Here is a 16,008-nt window from a genome sequence, read left to right on the forward strand (position 1 = left end):
ATTGATAAACGTTCGAAAAAGTTGGTTTAAACCCTATTTTGTCAGTTTTTCATCCGGTTTCCAATGATCATCACCGGCCAGAATCGTTTCTGTTTTATAGGATTTCACCTCATCTTTGGCTAGCTGCCGTGACCAATCGACTCGGGCTGACGGATTCGCTCCCGACCCAATCGATTCATATTCGGCATAGAACGTTGTTTTTTCTGCGTTCGGCTTATCCCAATTATGCCATCCTGCGGGTTGAATGTGCTCGCCAAGCTGGCAATGAATAAACGTTGTTTTGGCAAAATCCCGCCAGGGGCGACCCAGATAAACGCTGGCTTTGGGGGCATCGCTGGTGAGTGTACAATTCAGGAATACAAAACCATACGGTTTGCCTTCGGGTGTTGACGCTGCGGTGATGTATGTTCCGCCGGTTTTGCTAAAAATCGTGCAGTGATCAAAGACCGCCGTTGCTGATCCAAAGATAAAATCAATAGTTCCTTCGATATAGCAATCCAGATAGTATTGACGGCCATATTGCCCCGGCATCCCGGTATATAACGTATCCTGATTGCCCAGAAACCGGCAATTGACAAACACCGCCCGGTCGCCGGTAACGAAAGCAGCCACAGCCTGACCAACCCGCCTGCCAGCGGTGTTTTCAAAAGTGAGATTTTCAGCCCGAAAATCGTCGCCGAAGATGTAAAACGAGCCTGATGTCGACGTTCTTAATGTCCTGCCATCGGGCAGGGCTTTACCGGAATAATCATCGTACGTCAATAGTGTCGAGCCTTTCTCTTCACCGATTAGTGTAACCAGGTGCTGAGTCGAATCGAGGGCCAATTTCTCCTTGTAAACGCCTTTTTTGATGTAAATAACGATCCTGCTTTTATTATTCGAAGGAACCATGTTCAGGGCCGCCTGCACAGTTCTATAATCGCCACTCCCATCCTGAGCAACTGTGATGTGCTGCTTCTGGGCAAACGTCATCAAGCCGGGAATAACCAGACAGACTAGCAGACAAACGGCGTTTTTCAGAACCATTATTTTTTCAAATCCAGTTATCAGGAAACCAGGATAATTAACTCACGGTCAGGTCAGTAACGCAGTAATTTATTTACCCCACTTCTTTGCCCAGTTTGGGTAATCGGTAGCCAGCAATTTGGCAGGCCAGATGCCATACCAGGCATAGCCAACCCGTCGTTCGTTTTCAATCTCGGCAAGGGCGTATTTCTTAATCCCATTCCGACCGCAAAAGAACGGTTTGTTTGTGTCGAGATCATAAAATCGGGCCCAACGGGTTGAGCCCGGCTCCTGCACAACAACAACATCTTTACCCTTCGGCTGGCTGGGATCAATGATGATTTTGGTCGCGATATCCGGCAATCTGACCGATTCAAGCCAGGCCGTTGCCGCCCGAACGGACTTCCTGATCCGATCCGATGGGTTGTCGATACTCATTAAAAATTCCAGAATACCAACGCTCTCATTGCCACTTAGGGATGGCAACTCAAATGTACGGGCGCCCGTAGGTTGTAAGGTAATACGGTCGTGCTGGGCGCACCAGGCAGTCAGGATTCCCTTCTGACTATACTGGGTCTTCAGAATACAATCGACACCCCGATCGACGGCCTTTTGCGCTTTTGGGACAAGTTGTTTATCAACCACATCGAACGAATTTGTTCCATCTGTGATGGATTTCATAACCCAAAGCACATCGACCATGGCATTGTCGTTATAGGTAATCTGCTTGCGGTAACTGCTCGAATCGGGATAGAATTGTGCCCAGCCTCCGTTTTTTTTCTGCGCCGTCAGCAGGTAGATGATTCCTCGTTCGGCTGCTTTCCGATAGTCATCGTTTTGGGTTTGTTTGAACGACGCGACCAGGTAATTGATTTCGTGGGTTGTAGATTTATCGTCGATGGTTGCATCGAGGTTATTTTTCTCCGCTATAAGCTGTTGTTTCTGGGTTGATGTCAGGATACGGTTATAGTTGATGGCATCTCCCCCTGGCTGCGGCCAACCTCCGTTGCTTCGCTGATAGTACAGCATTCGCTCTGCTATCGAATCTTTAGGAATTTCGGAAATCGCCGGGATTGTGCTACCTCTGGAAATGGAGCAATTGCCTGAAAAAACAAAACTTAGTAGCGTTCCGACTAGTAGGACAATTGATTGAAAACTCGATTTTAGGCTCACGTCAAGTAGCGAAAAAGGCAATACCAAGCTATGGATAACAGACTAAAACTTGTTCGAAGAATTGTAATGAACAATTAATTGATTGACTTTTTTTACGCAATCGTTGCCGGGAACGTTATCAAAGCGATTTTTTTGATGGTTATATACGACTAATTTTAGATGAAGCGCTGGATCAGGATAATCTGATGCAGGTCAAAAAGCAGCCATACGCTGACAACAGTATAGAACTTTTACAGGAATACTAGTTTGTCAATAAACAAACAGACCGGCATGCCGGTCTGTTTGTTTATTAATCCCTTAAACTTGATTTGGCTTTCTATAAGCGCTTACGCTTTATTATTCAGCCGTTGCCAGGAATACGTTCCGGTCACGCAGGAAGGTGGCAATCCAGATGAGTATCATTGGAGTCAGCGCATTCAGTGGCGTGCCATGCGAAAGTTCGGTCGCCAGGGCGCCTGCAAAGTAACAAGACAATAGAATAAAGCCCAGCTTCATTGTTTTTGGGTACAGAAACAGCGCAGAAAAGCCAATTTCCATTAGTCCCAGCATCGTAATGTAGGGCCCTACACCCACTTTGGAGAGTGTTTCAACGATCTGAGCCGAGTGCGTTAATTTCATCACGCCACTCAATATCACCATTCCAGCGGCCAGAACCGTCACGACAATGGTGGCAATACGTTTTATTTTTGGATTCATCTCTTTGGACTAGTTAGGTTGTTTTTTCGATGTCAATCGACAGGACAAACGTACATGAACTAACTATCCATTTAGTAGCAGTATCCCAAAGGATAGCGCTATCTTTTGGGATACCGCATACCCGATTGAATCCTTCCTGTTATCTTTATTCAATCAAAAGAGAGACCTGAGGTACCAATAAAAAGGCACCTCCATTAACTATACACAACCTATGAATGCAGTCATTGAAGAGGCCGTACCATATGCATGGGGGCGAAAACACCCTACCATTGTCGAGTGTACACAAAGCCTGAAAGGTGTGCAGGATGCGCTCTATGTACTGAATGGAAAGTGGAAACTCCCAATCATCATTGCGTTAAGCCACGGCCCTATGCGCTTCCGGGAACTTCAGCGAACCATTCGCACCGTTACCGCCCGCGTGCTTAGTAAAGAATTGAAGGAACTGGAAATGAATGAATTCCTCATACGACACGTGTATCCAACAACGCCCGTAACCATCGAATATGAGCTAACCCCTTATAGCGAAACACTGGATAGTGTCATCGAAGCCCTTCGGAATTGGGGGCTTCAGCACCGGGAACGTATTTTAAAGAAAGACCACAGCATAGACGCAAACTTCCCGGAAGCCTGATACTTTCGGGAAGTTGCAACCGCTATTTCAACAAGTTAACCAGATTGTCAACCATAACCGGCGAACCAATGTATAAAGGTGTACGCTGGTGTAGGGCGGATGGTTTGATATCCAGAACTGCCTGCTGACCCGACGAGGCTAAACAGCCAGCCATTTCGGCCAGAAATGCCAGTGGAAACGCTTCGTAAAGCAGACGAAGTTTACCATCCGGATTCTTCTTCGTTGGAGGATATAAATAAATACCTCCTTTCAGCAGATTCCGGTGAAAATCGCCCACCAGCGAGCCAATATAACGAGCCGTATACTTGTTACGGCGGCACGTTGTGAGGTAGTCCTGAACACCAAGTTCATAGTCGTCCAGATTTCCGTCATTGCAGGAATAGATCTGGCCATCAACCGGGCTGTGGATGTCGGGATGCGACAGGATAAATTCGCCCAGCGACGCATCGTAGGTGAACCCGTTGGCGCTGTGCCCTGTCGTATAAACCATGATGGTTGATGAACCATAAAGGATATAGCCAGCTGCGACCTGCCGACGCCCTCCCTGAAGAAAATCTTCCAGCGTTGGCGCCGTACCAATGGGTGTAACGCGCCGATAGATCGAAAAAATAGTGCCTATCGACACGTTTACATCGATATTGGATGATCCATCCAGCGGATCGATCGCGACAACATATTTACCGTTATTGTTGCCCGTGTAAATAATATCTTCCTCTTCTTCCGAAATAATAGCACAGGCTTCACCCCCATTTTTCAGCGCCCGGCTAAAGCGAATATTAGCGATCATATCGAGCTTCTGCTGGCTTTCACCCTGCACGTTCTGAACGCCCATTCCGCCCGTTAAATCGATCAACCCGGCCCGATTAACCTCTCTATGAATGATTTTTCCGGCCAGTGCAATGTCGCGCAGTAACTGCGAGAGTTCACCGGTTGCATACGGGAATGCCGTTTGGCGGTGCATGATGTACCGGTCGAGGGTTACACCAACTGGCAGCGCGAGTGGATGTGAGGCTGTTATTTCCATCTGTTGAACGTCCATAAGAGAGAGTTGAAAACTGGTTTGTGGTTTTGTTTTTCTGGCACTGACAAATCAAAGACAGAATACCAATATCTATAAAATCAACTTTAGGCTACTGGCTCCGACTGTTGAGGCTCCAGGTTAACGGGCTGCATTTTTGGGGTAAGCAAGTGCATAACAAGCCATGCAAGCAGGTAAGCTGAGCCACAAATCAGGAAAATAATTCCGTATCCACTTTGTAAATCGCCTGCTTTCTTATAGCTATCCAGAACGCGTCCAACAATTTCAGGGAATATAATACCACCTACTGAGCCTGCCATACTTCCGATACCAACTACTGAGCTAACGGTCCGTTTGGGAAACATATCGGAGGCCGTCGTAAAGATATTGGCGCTCCAGGCCTGGTGGGCTGCCCCGGCAAGCCCAATCAGCGCCACCGCCGTCCAGATGCCTGGCCCAAACCGAACCGCGATAACCGGAACGACCAGCAGCGCGAAAATGAACATAGCCGTTTTACGGGCTCTCCACACACTCCAGCCCCGTCCAATCAGCCACGATGACAGATAGCCACCACCAATGCTGCCAATACTGACCAGCGTGTATAAGACTGCCAGGTATAAATTTGGCTTCTTGGTATCCAGATTGAACGTCGTTGAAAAATAATCCTGAAGCCAGAACAGGAAAAACCACCAGATCGGATCAGTAAGCATCTTCCCGAAAACGAACGCCCAGGTTTGCCGAAAACTCAGCAGTTTGCCCCACGAAACGGGTTTTCCGTGATCAGCGGCTTCGTCGGGCGTCGTTTCATTATCGCTGTGAATGTAATCAAATTCAGCTTTCGACAGTTTAGCCTGTTTAGTGGGTATTTCATACCCAATATACCAGAAAATCAGCCAAATGAAACCTACCGCTCCTGTTGCGAGGAAGGCCATCTGCCACCCATATATCCCCAGAATCCAGGGGACCACAACGGGTGCAATGACAGCTCCTATATTAGCTCCCGAGTTAAAAATACCCGTTGCCAGTGCACGTTCTCTTTTGGGAAACCACTCAGCCACCGTTTTGATAGCCGCCGGGAAGTTTCCGGCCTCACCCAGCCCCAGCCCGATCCGGGCCAGAATAAAGCCAAACGTACTGGTTGCCAGCGCATGTGCCATAGCGGCTATGCTCCAGAAAACAATGGCGATCGTGTAGCCCGTTTTGGTGCCAATACGGTCAATAACCCGCCCAAAGAGCAACAACCCAATGGCATAAGCTGCCGAGAACACCTGTACAATTCGACTGTAATCGATCTCTGACCAATTGAACTCCTTTTCCAGAGTGGGTTTAAGCAAGCCCACCACCTGCCGGTCGAGGTAGTTAATCGTCGTCGCAAAAAATAACAACGCAACAATAGTCCAGCGATAATTTCCTATGGATTTAGTCATACAGGTTGCGGAATAAAGGGAGAGATCGTTTGAACAAGGGCTGCTACGCGTTCGCGCAGGAATTCGGGTTCGGCACTTTTGCCCGAAAATAATTGCGAGCCAATACCAACGGCCGTAACGCCCGCCCGAAACCAGGTTGTCAGGCTGTCGATCGTCGGCTCAACGCCACCTGTAACCATCAATTTCAAACCCGGCATCGGCCCTTTAATGGCTTTGATGAAATCGGGGCCAACTACATTTCCCGGAAAAACTTTCACCAGACTGGCACCCAGCAAAGTAGCCTGGTAAATCTCGTTCAGGGTTGATCCGGCAGGCACCCAGGGAATACCCCGCTCCCGGCACACATCGCCTACAGTGGCAGTTGTAACTGGCTGCACCACAAAATCAGCTCCTGCGTCAATAAATTGGATGGCCAATGCGGGTGTCAGTATCGTACCGATTCCCATTGCCATGCCAGGACACTGTTCCCGTACATAACCTACTAATTGCGTAAAGACTGACAATGCTTTGTCGCCCCGATTTGTGAACTCAAACACGCGCAAACCACCATCGTAGCAGGCTTGTACAATCGCCTTGGCATGGTCGACATCAGCATGGTAAAACACTGGAACAATAGGATGCTGTATAACCAGATCAAGAATTTTTTCGGGGGAGAAAACCGGCATAATAACCTTGTGTTAAAATGATTAAGAGAGTTGGCATTAGGCTTGTGGATTTGTCAATTACGGTTAGACGCATTAGTCAACGAAAAATAACAAACCAAAGACTAATTAATAAATACTTACCGAATGAATCCGTTTTTTTACGTCTTCTATTGTCTGCCCTGTAGCATCGCCCATTTCCTGCAATTTCCCAAAAGCAGCCTCAGCAGCGAAATTGACAATATCCTGCGGGGAATGTCGATTGTAAAGTCCGTAAATCAGGCCAGCCATGAAGCAGTCGCCACTACCTACCCGATCCACGACCGAATCGGTCAGTAGCTCGGGCGAAACATATTGCTGACCATCCACAAATAAAGTGGTGTAATACCGCAACCCAGTCGGTTCTTTATCGAACCGGAACGTATTCGCAACGACTTTGCAGCGTGGGAAACGTTTTATAATGGCCTCTGAAGTACCCTGTGCATGACTGATATAATCGGCCTGCTGGTCACTTTCTAGGCTACGTTCATCAACGGGAATGCCCAGCAACGTGTTAGCCGCCCAGATATTTCCCATCACCACATCGCAATACGCAACCAGATCAGGCATAATTTCGGTTGGAGCAACGCCATATTGCCAGAGCCGCGCCCGGTAATTCAGATCGATCGAAACAGTAATTCCTCTGGCCGAGGCTGTAGCCATCAGTTCCCGGCAAGCCTCCGCTACAGATGCGTTCAACGCGGGACTGATCGCGCTAACGTGCAACCAGCTTGTATTTTGCAGCACTTCGTCCCAGTCAACTTTGCCTGCTGTCAGTTCTGAAAATGCAGAATGGGCCCGATCATAAATTACGCCCGCATTTTTAAGATCAGTACCTTGGGGTAGAAAATAACTACCCACTCGCTGCCCAAACCGAACGATCCCCGATGGATCGATGCCTTTGCCGACAATATAGTCCGTAATGTCATTGGCCAGTGAATTTTCGGGAAGAACCGTGCTGTACTTCACCGGAACGCCCCAGATTGCCAACGCCGTTGCTACGTTCAGCTCAGCTCCGCCTACATACACTGGCATCGATGTCTGTCGAATCCATTCGCCATTGGATACTGGCGAAAACCGCAATAATAACTCGCCAAAACAGCAGACTTTTGTCATAGAATAAAGTAGTGCTTTTTGTCAGCATGGTCGTGATGACAGCAAAAGCCGTTATGTGATTTCTGAACAATTTCTCAGGACTTTCGTAAAAAGCTCTGTGTAGCTTTTTACGAAAGTCCTGCTGCTTTTATGCAATCCTTAAACAGCGAATGAAGCTGGTTCGTGGCTGAAGCCAAAATAGGTTTTGGCATTACCGTAGCAGATATTCTGAACGACTTGTCCCATCCAGGCCATGTCGTCAGGAAGTTCACCATTTTCGATGTCGTTCCCGAACAGGTTGCATAAAATCCGGCGAAAATATTCATGCCGCGGATACGACAGGAAACTCCGCGAATCCGTCAGCATACCCACAAAACGGCTCAGTAAACCCATGTTTGAAAGCGTATTGATCTGGCGCTCCATACCCTCTTTCTGATCTAAAAACCACCAGCCTGAACCGAACTGAATTTTACCCGCTACTGACCCGTCGTTAAAATTGCCGATCATGGTAGCCATCAGTTCATTGTCGGCTGGATTCAGGTTATACAAAATAGTTTTAGCCAGTTTATCGGTGGTATCCAGCCGATCGAGGAATCGGGCCAGCGCACGAGCCTGCGTAAAATCACCGATGCTGTCCCAGCCCGTGTCCGGACCGAGTTGCTGTAACATGCGCGTGTTGTTGTTACGAAGTGCGCCTAAGTGAAACTGTTGAGTCCAGCCTTTTTCCCAATCCATTTCGGCTAAATTGACCAGCATAGCCGATTTGAACACCAGAACTTCAGAATCAGTAAGTGATTTGCCCGAACGTATCTTGTCGAAAATAGCCCGAACGTCAGACTCCCGATAGTTTTCAGCGTAAACCTGCTCCAGACCGTGGTCTGATAGTTTACACCCCATTTCAGCAAAGTAATCGTGACGCTGGCGCAGAGCCTCCAGAAAATCGCTGAAGCTCGTAATGGCGGTATTACTGGCCGCTTCCAGCCGGGCAACATAAAGGTTAAACGACCTCGCATCTTCAACAGCCATTGTCTTATCGGCCCGAAATGTTGGCAGAACACTAACGCCAAATTCTGTCCCGGCCACCCGCTCGTCGAGCAACTTTTGATGATGTTCGAGTGAATCTACCGGATCGTCGGTCGTACAAACGGTTTCGACATTCATTCGTTGAAGCAGACTCCTGACCGAATAATCTGGTAACTGTAATTTCTCGGTACAGGCCTCATAAATACGCCGGGCGCTCTGTCCGTTAAGTGTTTCAGTAATGCCAAAATACCGCTGTAGCTCCAGGTGCGTCCAGTGATAAAGCGGGTTGCGAACCGTATACGGTACAGTTTCGGCCCATTTCTGAAACTTATCGTAATCAGACTGATTTCCCGTGCAGAAGCTTTCATCTACACCGTTCGTGCGCATCGCCCGCCACTTGTAATGATCGCCATAGAGCCAGATTTGCGTCAGGTTCTCAAACTGGCGATTCCCGGCTATCTGGTCTGGTGGCAGATGGCAATGATAGTCGATGATTGGCATAGGCTTGGCAAACTCATGATAAAGCTGCCGGGCTGTTTCAGTCTGTAATAAAAAATCGTCGTTTAGAAAGGGCTTTTTCATGGAATTAATGATCGAATGTTGACTGATAGAGTGATTGAATAAACGATCCGCCATTGCTGTGACTACATGGTGCGCTAGCTATTCAATTATTCAATCACTCTATCAGTCAACCCTTTAGAGTGAAACGCCCCGTTTCCAGGGGATAAAATCGTCTTGTCCGTGACGGACAGCAGCAACTTCGGCTTCGCCACTGGCTACCCGGATAATCTGTTCCAGCAGTCTTTCGCCCGCCTGTTGAATCGTTTCGTTGCCGTCGATAACCGTTCCCGTGTTGACATCGATAATGTCGGGCATTCGATTGGCCAGAACCGTATTGCTGGCAATTTTAATAACAGGTGCAATCGGATTGCCGGTTGGCGTTCCCAGACCTGTCGTGAACAGCACAACTGTAGCGCCCGAGCCAACCTCAGCCGTTGTCGATTCAACGTCGTTGCCGGGTGTACAAAGCAGATTCAGGCCTGGTTTGGTTACAAGCTCGGGGTAGTCAAGCACGGCAACTACCGGCGATGTCCCTCCTTTTTTGGAGGCTCCGGCCGACTTCATGGCATCGGTGATCAGGCCATCGCGGATGTTTCCGGGTGACGGATTCATGTCAAAGCCCGATCCGGCTTCCTGTGCCCGTTGGGCGTAAGTGCTCATCAGTTCCCGGAACCGGCCGGCCGTTTCAGCATCCACACAGCGGTCGCAGAGTTCCTGCTCTACCCCGCAGAGTTCAGGGAACTCCGATAGAATGACGGTTCCACCGAGGGCAACGACCAAATCAGAGGCATGTCCCACCGCAGGATTGGCCGAAATTCCCGAAAAGCCGTCGGAGCCACCGCATTCAAGCCCGATGCTCAGTTTGCTGAGCGGAGCAGGTTGCCGGACACAGGCGTTTGCCTGCATCAACCCCGCAAACGTCTGCCGAAGCGCCTGGCTGATCAGCGATTCTTCGGTACCAATCGTCTGCTGTTCCAGCACAAATAACGGTTTATCGAACTGCGGGCTTCGCTTCTGAATTTCTTCCTGCAACATGGCCACCTGCGCATTCTGGCAACCCAGACTCAGCACGGTAGCACCCGAAACGTTGGGGTGGGTAATGTAGCCTGCCAGCAATCCGCATAGTGCCTGTGCGTCCTGTCGGGTTCCTCCGCAGCCGCCTTCATGTGAAAGAAATTTCACGCCATCAATATTCGGGAATAACCGTAACTGATTGCGTTTGAGCCCATCGAAGGATTGTTCAGCTCCCTGCAAATCAGCCTGCAATACTTCTTCAATCGTATGACCGGCCTGTACCAAAGCCATCAGTTCCTGCGTTTGTCGCTGGTACGTATGCCGTCGTGAATAGCCCAGATCACTGACAAGGGCTTCTTCAAGCACCTGAATGTTGCGATTTTCGCAAAATACGAGTGGCACCACGAGCCAGTAGTTAGCCGTTCCAACGCGACCATCAGAGCGATGATAGCCCATAAACGTCTGCGTCTGCCAACGGTCTACAGTCGGAGGTGTCCACTGGTACAACGAGCCATGCAGGTCGTAGCTGTTCGTGGCATGTTGTACATTAAACGTCGTCAGTCGGCCCCCCATCGAAATCGGTTGTTTGGCCTTTCCGACCAAAACCCCATACATCGTAATCGCATCTCCCGGCGCAAATGCCTGAATCGCCAGTTTATGCTTTGCCGGAATCGCTTCGGTAACGGTCAGGGTCAATGCCTCCCATTGCACAGCCTGACCCGGTTCCAGATCGACCAGCGCAACCAGCACTGAATCGTTCGGGTGTATTTTCAGAACGTTCTGTTTCATTTTATTAGCGCTTCCGGTTGCACCTGACCAAAATAGGCCGACACCGTTGCCAGCACACCTTTATCAAGCATTTGCGTCAGGTGATTGACTACCGCATCAGCAAAGCCAGGTAACTGGCTCAGGTCATGCCCCCAGAGAGTTGTGTTTTGTAATACGGTTTTTGTCAATTCTTCAGGTGTCAGACTGGCCCAGAGCTCAGCAAAATAACCCGCCTGCGCATCATAGATCGGGTATGCTTCGCCATTCCGTTCGCCATACCAGACTTCATCCTCCTGCGTAGTGGCCCGCATGAACAACAGATAAGCAGCAAAGCCCAGTGATATGTACCGGGGAGTTACGGCTAATTTCTGGTAGTAATGGAGCAACGTCGGTACATTCCGCATCTGCATCTTGGCCGAATATTGCATGGTAATAGCCAGCCAACGGTGCTCGATGAATGGATTCCTAAACCGATCCAGCACCTGAAAACCAAATCGTTGCGCTGTTTTCTCATCGACCTGATACGGAATACCCGGAATCAGTTCGGCCAGCATCACATTGCTGACAAAAGCCGACAGGACTTCATCGTCCATTGCCTCACGAACAGTATCGAACCCGCTCAGGAAAGCCAGTCCACAACTCAATGTATGGGTGCCGTTCAGCAGGCGTAATTTCAGTTCACGGAACAGGTCGATATTAGGCCGGATGATCACGTTCTCGTCGGTCTGATGAAACGATAGCACTTCCTGAACGTGTTCGTCGCCCTCGATGGCCCACAATTTAAACGCTTCCGAAATGGTCAGCAAGTCATCTTCGTAGCCCAGTTGCTCGGTCAGGGCATGCTGAGTAGCAGGGTCAGGACGACCGGGTACAATGCGATCGACCAGCGAGTTACAGCAGGTATTGGCCGTTTCGAGCCAATCGATAAACGCACTTTCCAAACCATTCCGATGCGCTAATTCCAATAGAATTCCTTCCAGTTTGGTGCCGTTTTCCGGAATAAGTTCTGTCGGCACAATGACCAGCCCTTTTGTCGGATCACCATTGAAAGCCTGAAAACGAGCGTACAATACGGCCAGTAGTTTACCGGGAAACGATTCGGGGGGCGACTGGCGGATATCATCCTGCACGAGCTGAATGCCTATTTCGGTCGTGTTTGAAATCACGATCTGTAAATCAGGGCTAGCAGCAAATTTGAGGATCTCATCCCATGATTGTTTGGCCGACAACACCCGACTAATGGCCGAGCAAACAACATTCTGTTCAACGGTCCGGCGATTTTCGACACCCCGGATGCAAAGCGTATACAGATTATCCTGCCGGGTAAAGGCTGTCATATCTCCTCCATCGGTCGATTTTACGACCACAATTCGCCCGTTAAAAATTCCCTGCCGGTTCGCCTTGTCGATCAGGTAGTCGGGCAGTCCCCGCAACAACACCCCCGTTCCGAATTGGAGTACCCGCTCCGGAAGTTGTAACAACTCATCAGAAGGAAGGCTGACGTCGGTTTGCGACTGAATACTTGATAGCGATTGTATTGTTAATGAGTCCATATTCTTGAATGACGATACCTCAGCAAGCAATAATTTCCAATAGGGCTTATTACTCCATGAGCAGGTTGAACAAAACAGAAAATTATCTTTTTCGTGGAAATGGCTTAACCGGGAAGATGAAGTGCGTAGCGAATTGCCTGAATAAGGTTAAGCAGGATGTTTTTTATATTGAAATTTTAAATGATATTTATTCATGCAAACGTTATCGGGAACGTTGCCGGATTTTAATTTTCCTTACTACCAGTTACGGTGTAAGTAGTTGAACCCTATTTAAAGCTTCTACTTAAGTAGCACCTGGTGCTCAATATTTTTTTGTATTTTACCAATAATCACCTTGGACGCGATCACCATAAAAGATATTGCCCGTGCTTTAAATCTTTCGACCTCGACTGTCTCGCGGGCCTTGCGGGACAGTTATGAAATCAATCCGGAGACAAAACGACTGGTTATTGAATATGCTGAGCGACTTAATTATCGGCCGAATCCGATTGCACTCAGTTTAAAAGAGAATCGTAGCCGGGTTATCGGTGTTGTTGTGCCCCAAATTGCCAATAATTTTTTCTCGCAGGCTATCAATGGCATCGAAGCAATCGCCTACAATCGAGGCTATCACGTTATCATTTTTCAAAGCCACGAGTCCTACGAACGGGAAGTGGCGACGGTGCAGCAGGCGGTTGCCAGAAAAGCGGACGGGCTGCTGATCTCACTGTCCAGCAGCACCTCTGATGTTTCGCATTTGCGTGAGTTGCAGGAGAAAAAATTACCTATCGTTCTATTTGATCGGGTATCGAAGGAAATAGACTCCCCCTGTATTACGGCGGATAATTTTGGCGGAGCCTTTGCCGCCACTGAACACCTGATCCAATCGGGTCGTCGACGGATTGCGCACCTGACCATTCCTCCCTATATTTCAATTACACAGGAGCGCCTGGCGGGCTACCGCGCGGCTTTGGAACAGTATGGCATCGCCTATGACGAAAGCCTGATCCGGTATGCGGGGTTCGGTCATAATGAAGTAGAACCGATTGTCGATGATTTATTAAGCCTGTCGCCCGATGCTTTTTTCGCGGCCAGCGACCGGCTGGCAATTGGTTGCCTGTCGGCGCTTAAAAAGCGGAATATTTCCATTCCTGAAGGCGTTTCACTGATTGGTTTCACCAATACCACAGTAGCGGATCTGCTTGCCCCTCCAATGAGTACGGTTGAACAGCCTGCTCAGGAAATTGGTCAGGTAGCCGCTGGTCGACTTATCGATTTAATTGAGGGAAAACAGAAAATACCACAGCCCGGCACGATCCGGATTCCAACCAAGCTAATCGTGCGGGCTTCGTCGCAGTTAGAAAGTACGCTCCTTACCTAATCAACAGGAAGCTAAACGAGTGAAGCCGGGTCTAAGACCCGGCTTCACTTTTTATCTATAAAAGACTGGCAATCAAATTACTTAGCCTGCTTTAACAGCCAGGTAGCCAGGTCTTTTCCGGCACTAAAGTTTTCGTAGCGGGCTGGTATTTTCCGACCGTCGGTATATTCATTGTAAAGCCACGGATCGCCCACGGCGAAAACTGTGCCCTTACCCACGTTAGCGACGGCAATTATAACATTATCACCAGCACTCACGACCGATTTAGCCGGAGCTTTCACACTCAGCGGAGACAATTCTTTGATGTACACCTCTTTGGTGTGTGAAAAAATCGGATTACCCGCTGAAATTTTCACCGAGCCCTGTTCGAACTGATCGCCTTTCACCATGTTCACGTTTTTGGGAAGGAACTGCAACCCGAACTGAGCAGCTAACTGGTTAAAATGGAGATGTTCGCAGTTGGACGTGTCATTGGACATCAGGACCAGAACACCACCGGCTTTTACCCAGTCACTAATGGCTTTGCTGTCGGCCTGGCTCACATAATTAGGCTTGGCGGTTTCTTTAGGTGTATCGGGATCAACGATGATGTAGACATCAACGCCCTTTAACGAAGCAGCCGTTGGTGCAGATGACACCGATACCGTTTTAGCGCCCAGATCGCGGAAGGTATTCCCCCAGAGCCAGAAACCCGAGTGCTGACGGTCTTCCCAGGTATAGTGGAAAGGCTCCTGCTCTCCAGTAATACCTTTACGAAACTCATGATTGAAGTAGGTATCAACCCCAACGGTTTTACCTTTACCCAGGCCAGCCTCTTCAGCGGTTTCCATTTCAACACTCGCCATAATAAAAGGCCCAACACCCTTCAGATCATCCTTACGCAGGGGCTCACTCAGGTAATAGTCGTAGCTACCGCTTCGGTATGGGTTTCCGCCCAGACCGCTCACACTCACTGTTTTTTCGAGGTGAATCAGTCCTGCTTCATCAGTCGAGATGAAATTTTTAAGCATACCAGTATACCCTTTTTTCGCATAGGTCATCATTGATGCGGGCAGATAACCCAGCCGAACTCCTTTGGCCAGCCCGTAAACGAACATCGCCGTACCGGATGCTTCCATGTAGTTGCCTTTATCGCCCCCGCGATCGGTCACCTGATACCAGCAACCTTCTTTGGGGTCCTGATAGTTCACCACCGCGGGCATCAGCCGTTGCAGGATCGCGACTAACTCGCCCCGGCGCGGCTGATCGGCCGGAATGTAATCCAGCACATCGACCAACGCCATGACATACCAACCAATAGACCGGCTCCAGAAATTTGGCGACTTCCCGGTTTTAGGATCGGCCCACTTCTGCTCACGACTTTCATCCCAGCCATGGTACAACAACCCCGTTTTAGGATCGTGGGCATGTTGCTCCATCCAGACAAACTGATTGATGATGTCATTAAAATCCTTCCCATCGCGGCTAAAGAGTCGCGTGTATTCAGCATAGAAAGGCTCGGCCATGTAAAGACCATCGAGCCACATCTGATTGGGGTAGATTTTTTTATGCCAGAAACCGCCTTCTTTCGTGCGGGGCTGCTCCGCTAGTTGCTTACGAAGCAGGTCGGCAGCTTTACGGTATTTTTCCTTGTTGGGCAGCGTTTGCTGATACAGCAGCAACAACGACCGGCCGGGAGTAACGTAATCAATATTGAAATGATCCAGATCGTAGGTTCGGATCGTGCCATCGGCATTTACGAAGCGGTCCATATTTTTCTGGATGTAATTGATATAACGGGCGTCGCCGGTACGATACCACAGCAGTTCGTATGACCGCAGTAAAACGCCCATTTCATACTCCCAACGGGCCATTTTAGCCCTTGGATAAGCGATCGAATCCGGATTGGTAGTCAGCATGGAAGCTGCCATTCGCTGTGACCACGGCAGCGGAGTCGACCCGTTCGATTGAGCAACCAGGCTATAGGGTAGTACAAGCAGGCTAAGGAGAATTATTTTTTTCATG

At 49.0% G+C, this 16,008-nt stretch carries 13 protein-coding genes; 2 read left to right on the forward strand and 11 right to left on the reverse strand.

The genetic code is table 11. The annotated features are described in order from the left end of the window. Positions 1–33: 33 nt before the first annotated feature. From GJR95_RS35025 to GJR95_RS35035, 3 genes are all read right to left on the reverse strand, one after another. Positions 34–1,026, reverse strand: coding sequence for a pectinesterase family protein (locus tag GJR95_RS35025; RefSeq protein ID WP_162390278.1), 993 nt, complete (start codon positions 1,024–1,026; stop codon positions 34–36). Between the two features lie 69 nt (positions 1,027–1,095). Next, positions 1,096–2,034 (reverse strand): pectate lyase, encoded by a 939-nt coding sequence (gene pelA / locus GJR95_RS35030; protein WP_162390279.1) that lies wholly within the window; start codon positions 2,032–2,034, stop codon positions 1,096–1,098. Between the two features lie 480 nt (positions 2,035–2,514). Next, complete coding sequence (locus tag GJR95_RS35035; protein ID WP_162390280.1) at positions 2,515–2,874, reverse strand: DoxX family protein; 360 nt, start codon at positions 2,872–2,874, stop codon at positions 2,515–2,517. 211 nt (positions 2,875–3,085) lie between these two features. Between GJR95_RS35035 and GJR95_RS35040 the strand changes: the two genes are divergently transcribed. Then, positions 3,086–3,505: a winged helix-turn-helix transcriptional regulator gene (locus tag GJR95_RS35040; RefSeq protein ID WP_162390281.1), complete on the forward strand. Its 420-nt coding sequence runs from the start codon at positions 3,086–3,088 to the stop codon at positions 3,503–3,505. A gap of 22 nt (positions 3,506–3,527) precedes the next feature. On the opposite strand, the gene fbp is transcribed toward GJR95_RS35040, so the two are convergent. The 7 genes from fbp to GJR95_RS35075 all read right to left on the reverse strand — a co-directional run bounded on the left by fbp (position 3,528) and on the right by GJR95_RS35075 (position 12,644). Next, a complete protein-coding gene (gene fbp, locus GJR95_RS35045) occupies positions 3,528–4,529 on the reverse strand; it encodes a class 1 fructose-bisphosphatase (protein WP_162391987.1) in 1,002 nt (333 codons plus the stop codon). A gap of 101 nt (positions 4,530–4,630) precedes the next feature. Then, positions 4,631–5,950 (reverse strand): MFS transporter, encoded by a 1,320-nt coding sequence (locus tag GJR95_RS35050; protein WP_162390282.1) that lies wholly within the window; start codon positions 5,948–5,950, stop codon positions 4,631–4,633. Beyond that, complete coding sequence (locus GJR95_RS35055) at positions 5,947–6,615, reverse strand: beta/alpha barrel domain-containing protein (RefSeq protein ID WP_162390283.1); 669 nt, start codon at positions 6,613–6,615, stop codon at positions 5,947–5,949. The genes GJR95_RS35050 and GJR95_RS35055 overlap by 4 nt, the downstream gene beginning before the upstream one ends. Positions 6,616–6,720: 105 nt before the next feature. Beyond that, positions 6,721–7,746 carry a sugar kinase gene (locus GJR95_RS35060; protein WP_162390284.1) on the reverse strand — a complete coding sequence of 342 codons (1,026 nt, stop codon included), beginning with the start codon at positions 7,744–7,746 and terminating at the stop codon, positions 6,721–6,723. Positions 7,747–7,884: 138 nt separating this feature from the next. After that, positions 7,885–9,330 carry a glucuronate isomerase gene (gene uxaC, locus GJR95_RS35065; RefSeq protein WP_162390285.1) on the reverse strand — a complete coding sequence of 482 codons (1,446 nt, stop codon included), beginning with the start codon at positions 9,328–9,330 and terminating at the stop codon, positions 7,885–7,887. A gap of 114 nt (positions 9,331–9,444) precedes the next feature. Then, entirely contained in the window at positions 9,445–11,112 is a 1,668-nt protein-coding gene (locus GJR95_RS35070) for a UxaA family hydrolase (protein WP_162390286.1), read from the reverse strand. After that, a complete protein-coding gene (locus tag GJR95_RS35075; RefSeq protein WP_162390287.1) occupies positions 11,109–12,644 on the reverse strand; it encodes a tagaturonate reductase in 1,536 nt (511 codons plus the stop codon). The genes GJR95_RS35070 and GJR95_RS35075 overlap by 4 nt, the downstream gene beginning before the upstream one ends. Before the next feature lie 334 nt (positions 12,645–12,978). Between GJR95_RS35075 and GJR95_RS35080 the strand changes: the two genes are divergently transcribed. Continuing rightward, positions 12,979–14,004, forward strand: coding sequence for a LacI family DNA-binding transcriptional regulator (locus tag GJR95_RS35080; RefSeq protein ID WP_162390288.1), 1,026 nt, complete (start codon positions 12,979–12,981; stop codon positions 14,002–14,004). A 77-nt stretch (positions 14,005–14,081) separates the two neighbouring features. Here the strand turns inward: GJR95_RS35080 and GJR95_RS35085 are convergent, their stop codons facing one another. Next, positions 14,082–16,007: a glycoside hydrolase family 88/105 protein gene (locus GJR95_RS35085; protein ID WP_162390289.1), complete on the reverse strand. Its 1,926-nt coding sequence runs from the start codon at positions 16,005–16,007 to the stop codon at positions 14,082–14,084. Position 16,008: the final 1 nt, after the last annotated feature.

Source organism: Spirosoma endbachense, assembly GCF_010233585.1.
Taxonomy (GTDB): domain Bacteria; phylum Bacteroidota; class Bacteroidia; order Cytophagales; family Spirosomataceae; genus Spirosoma; species Spirosoma endbachense.

Coding starts and splice junctions, on each gene's coding strand:
- GJR95_RS35025 (WP_162390278.1), bottom strand. CDS start 1,026: ATGGTTCTGAAAAACGCCGTTTGTCTGCTAGTCTGTCTGGTTATTCCC.
- pelA (WP_162390279.1), bottom strand. CDS start 2,034: ATGCTGTACTATCAGCGAAGCAACGGAGGTTGGCCGCAGCCAGGGGGA.
- GJR95_RS35035 (WP_162390280.1), bottom strand. CDS start 2,874: ATGAATCCAAAAATAAAACGTATTGCCACCATTGTCGTGACGGTTCTG.
- GJR95_RS35040 (WP_162390281.1), top strand. CDS start 3,086: ATGAATGCAGTCATTGAAGAGGCCGTACCATATGCATGGGGGCGAAAA.
- fbp (WP_162391987.1), bottom strand. CDS start 4,529: ATGGAAATAACAGCCTCACATCCACTCGCGCTGCCAGTTGGTGTAACC.
- GJR95_RS35050 (WP_162390282.1), bottom strand. CDS start 5,950: ATGACTAAATCCATAGGAAATTATCGCTGGACTATTGTTGCGTTGTTA.
- GJR95_RS35055 (WP_162390283.1), bottom strand. CDS start 6,615: ATGCCGGTTTTCTCCCCCGAAAAAATTCTTGATCTGGTTATACAGCAT.
- GJR95_RS35060 (WP_162390284.1), bottom strand. CDS start 7,746: ATGACAAAAGTCTGCTGTTTTGGCGAGTTATTATTGCGGTTTTCGCCA.
- uxaC (WP_162390285.1), bottom strand. CDS start 9,330: ATGAAAAAGCCCTTTCTAAACGACGATTTTTTATTACAGACTGAAACA.
- GJR95_RS35070 (WP_162390286.1), bottom strand. CDS start 11,112: ATGAAACAGAACGTTCTGAAAATACACCCGAACGATTCAGTGCTGGTT.
- GJR95_RS35075 (WP_162390287.1), bottom strand. CDS start 12,644: ATGGACTCATTAACAATACAATCGCTATCAAGTATTCAGTCGCAAACC.
- GJR95_RS35085 (WP_162390289.1), bottom strand. CDS start 16,007: ATGAAAAAAATAATTCTCCTTAGCCTGCTTGTACTACCCTATAGCCTG.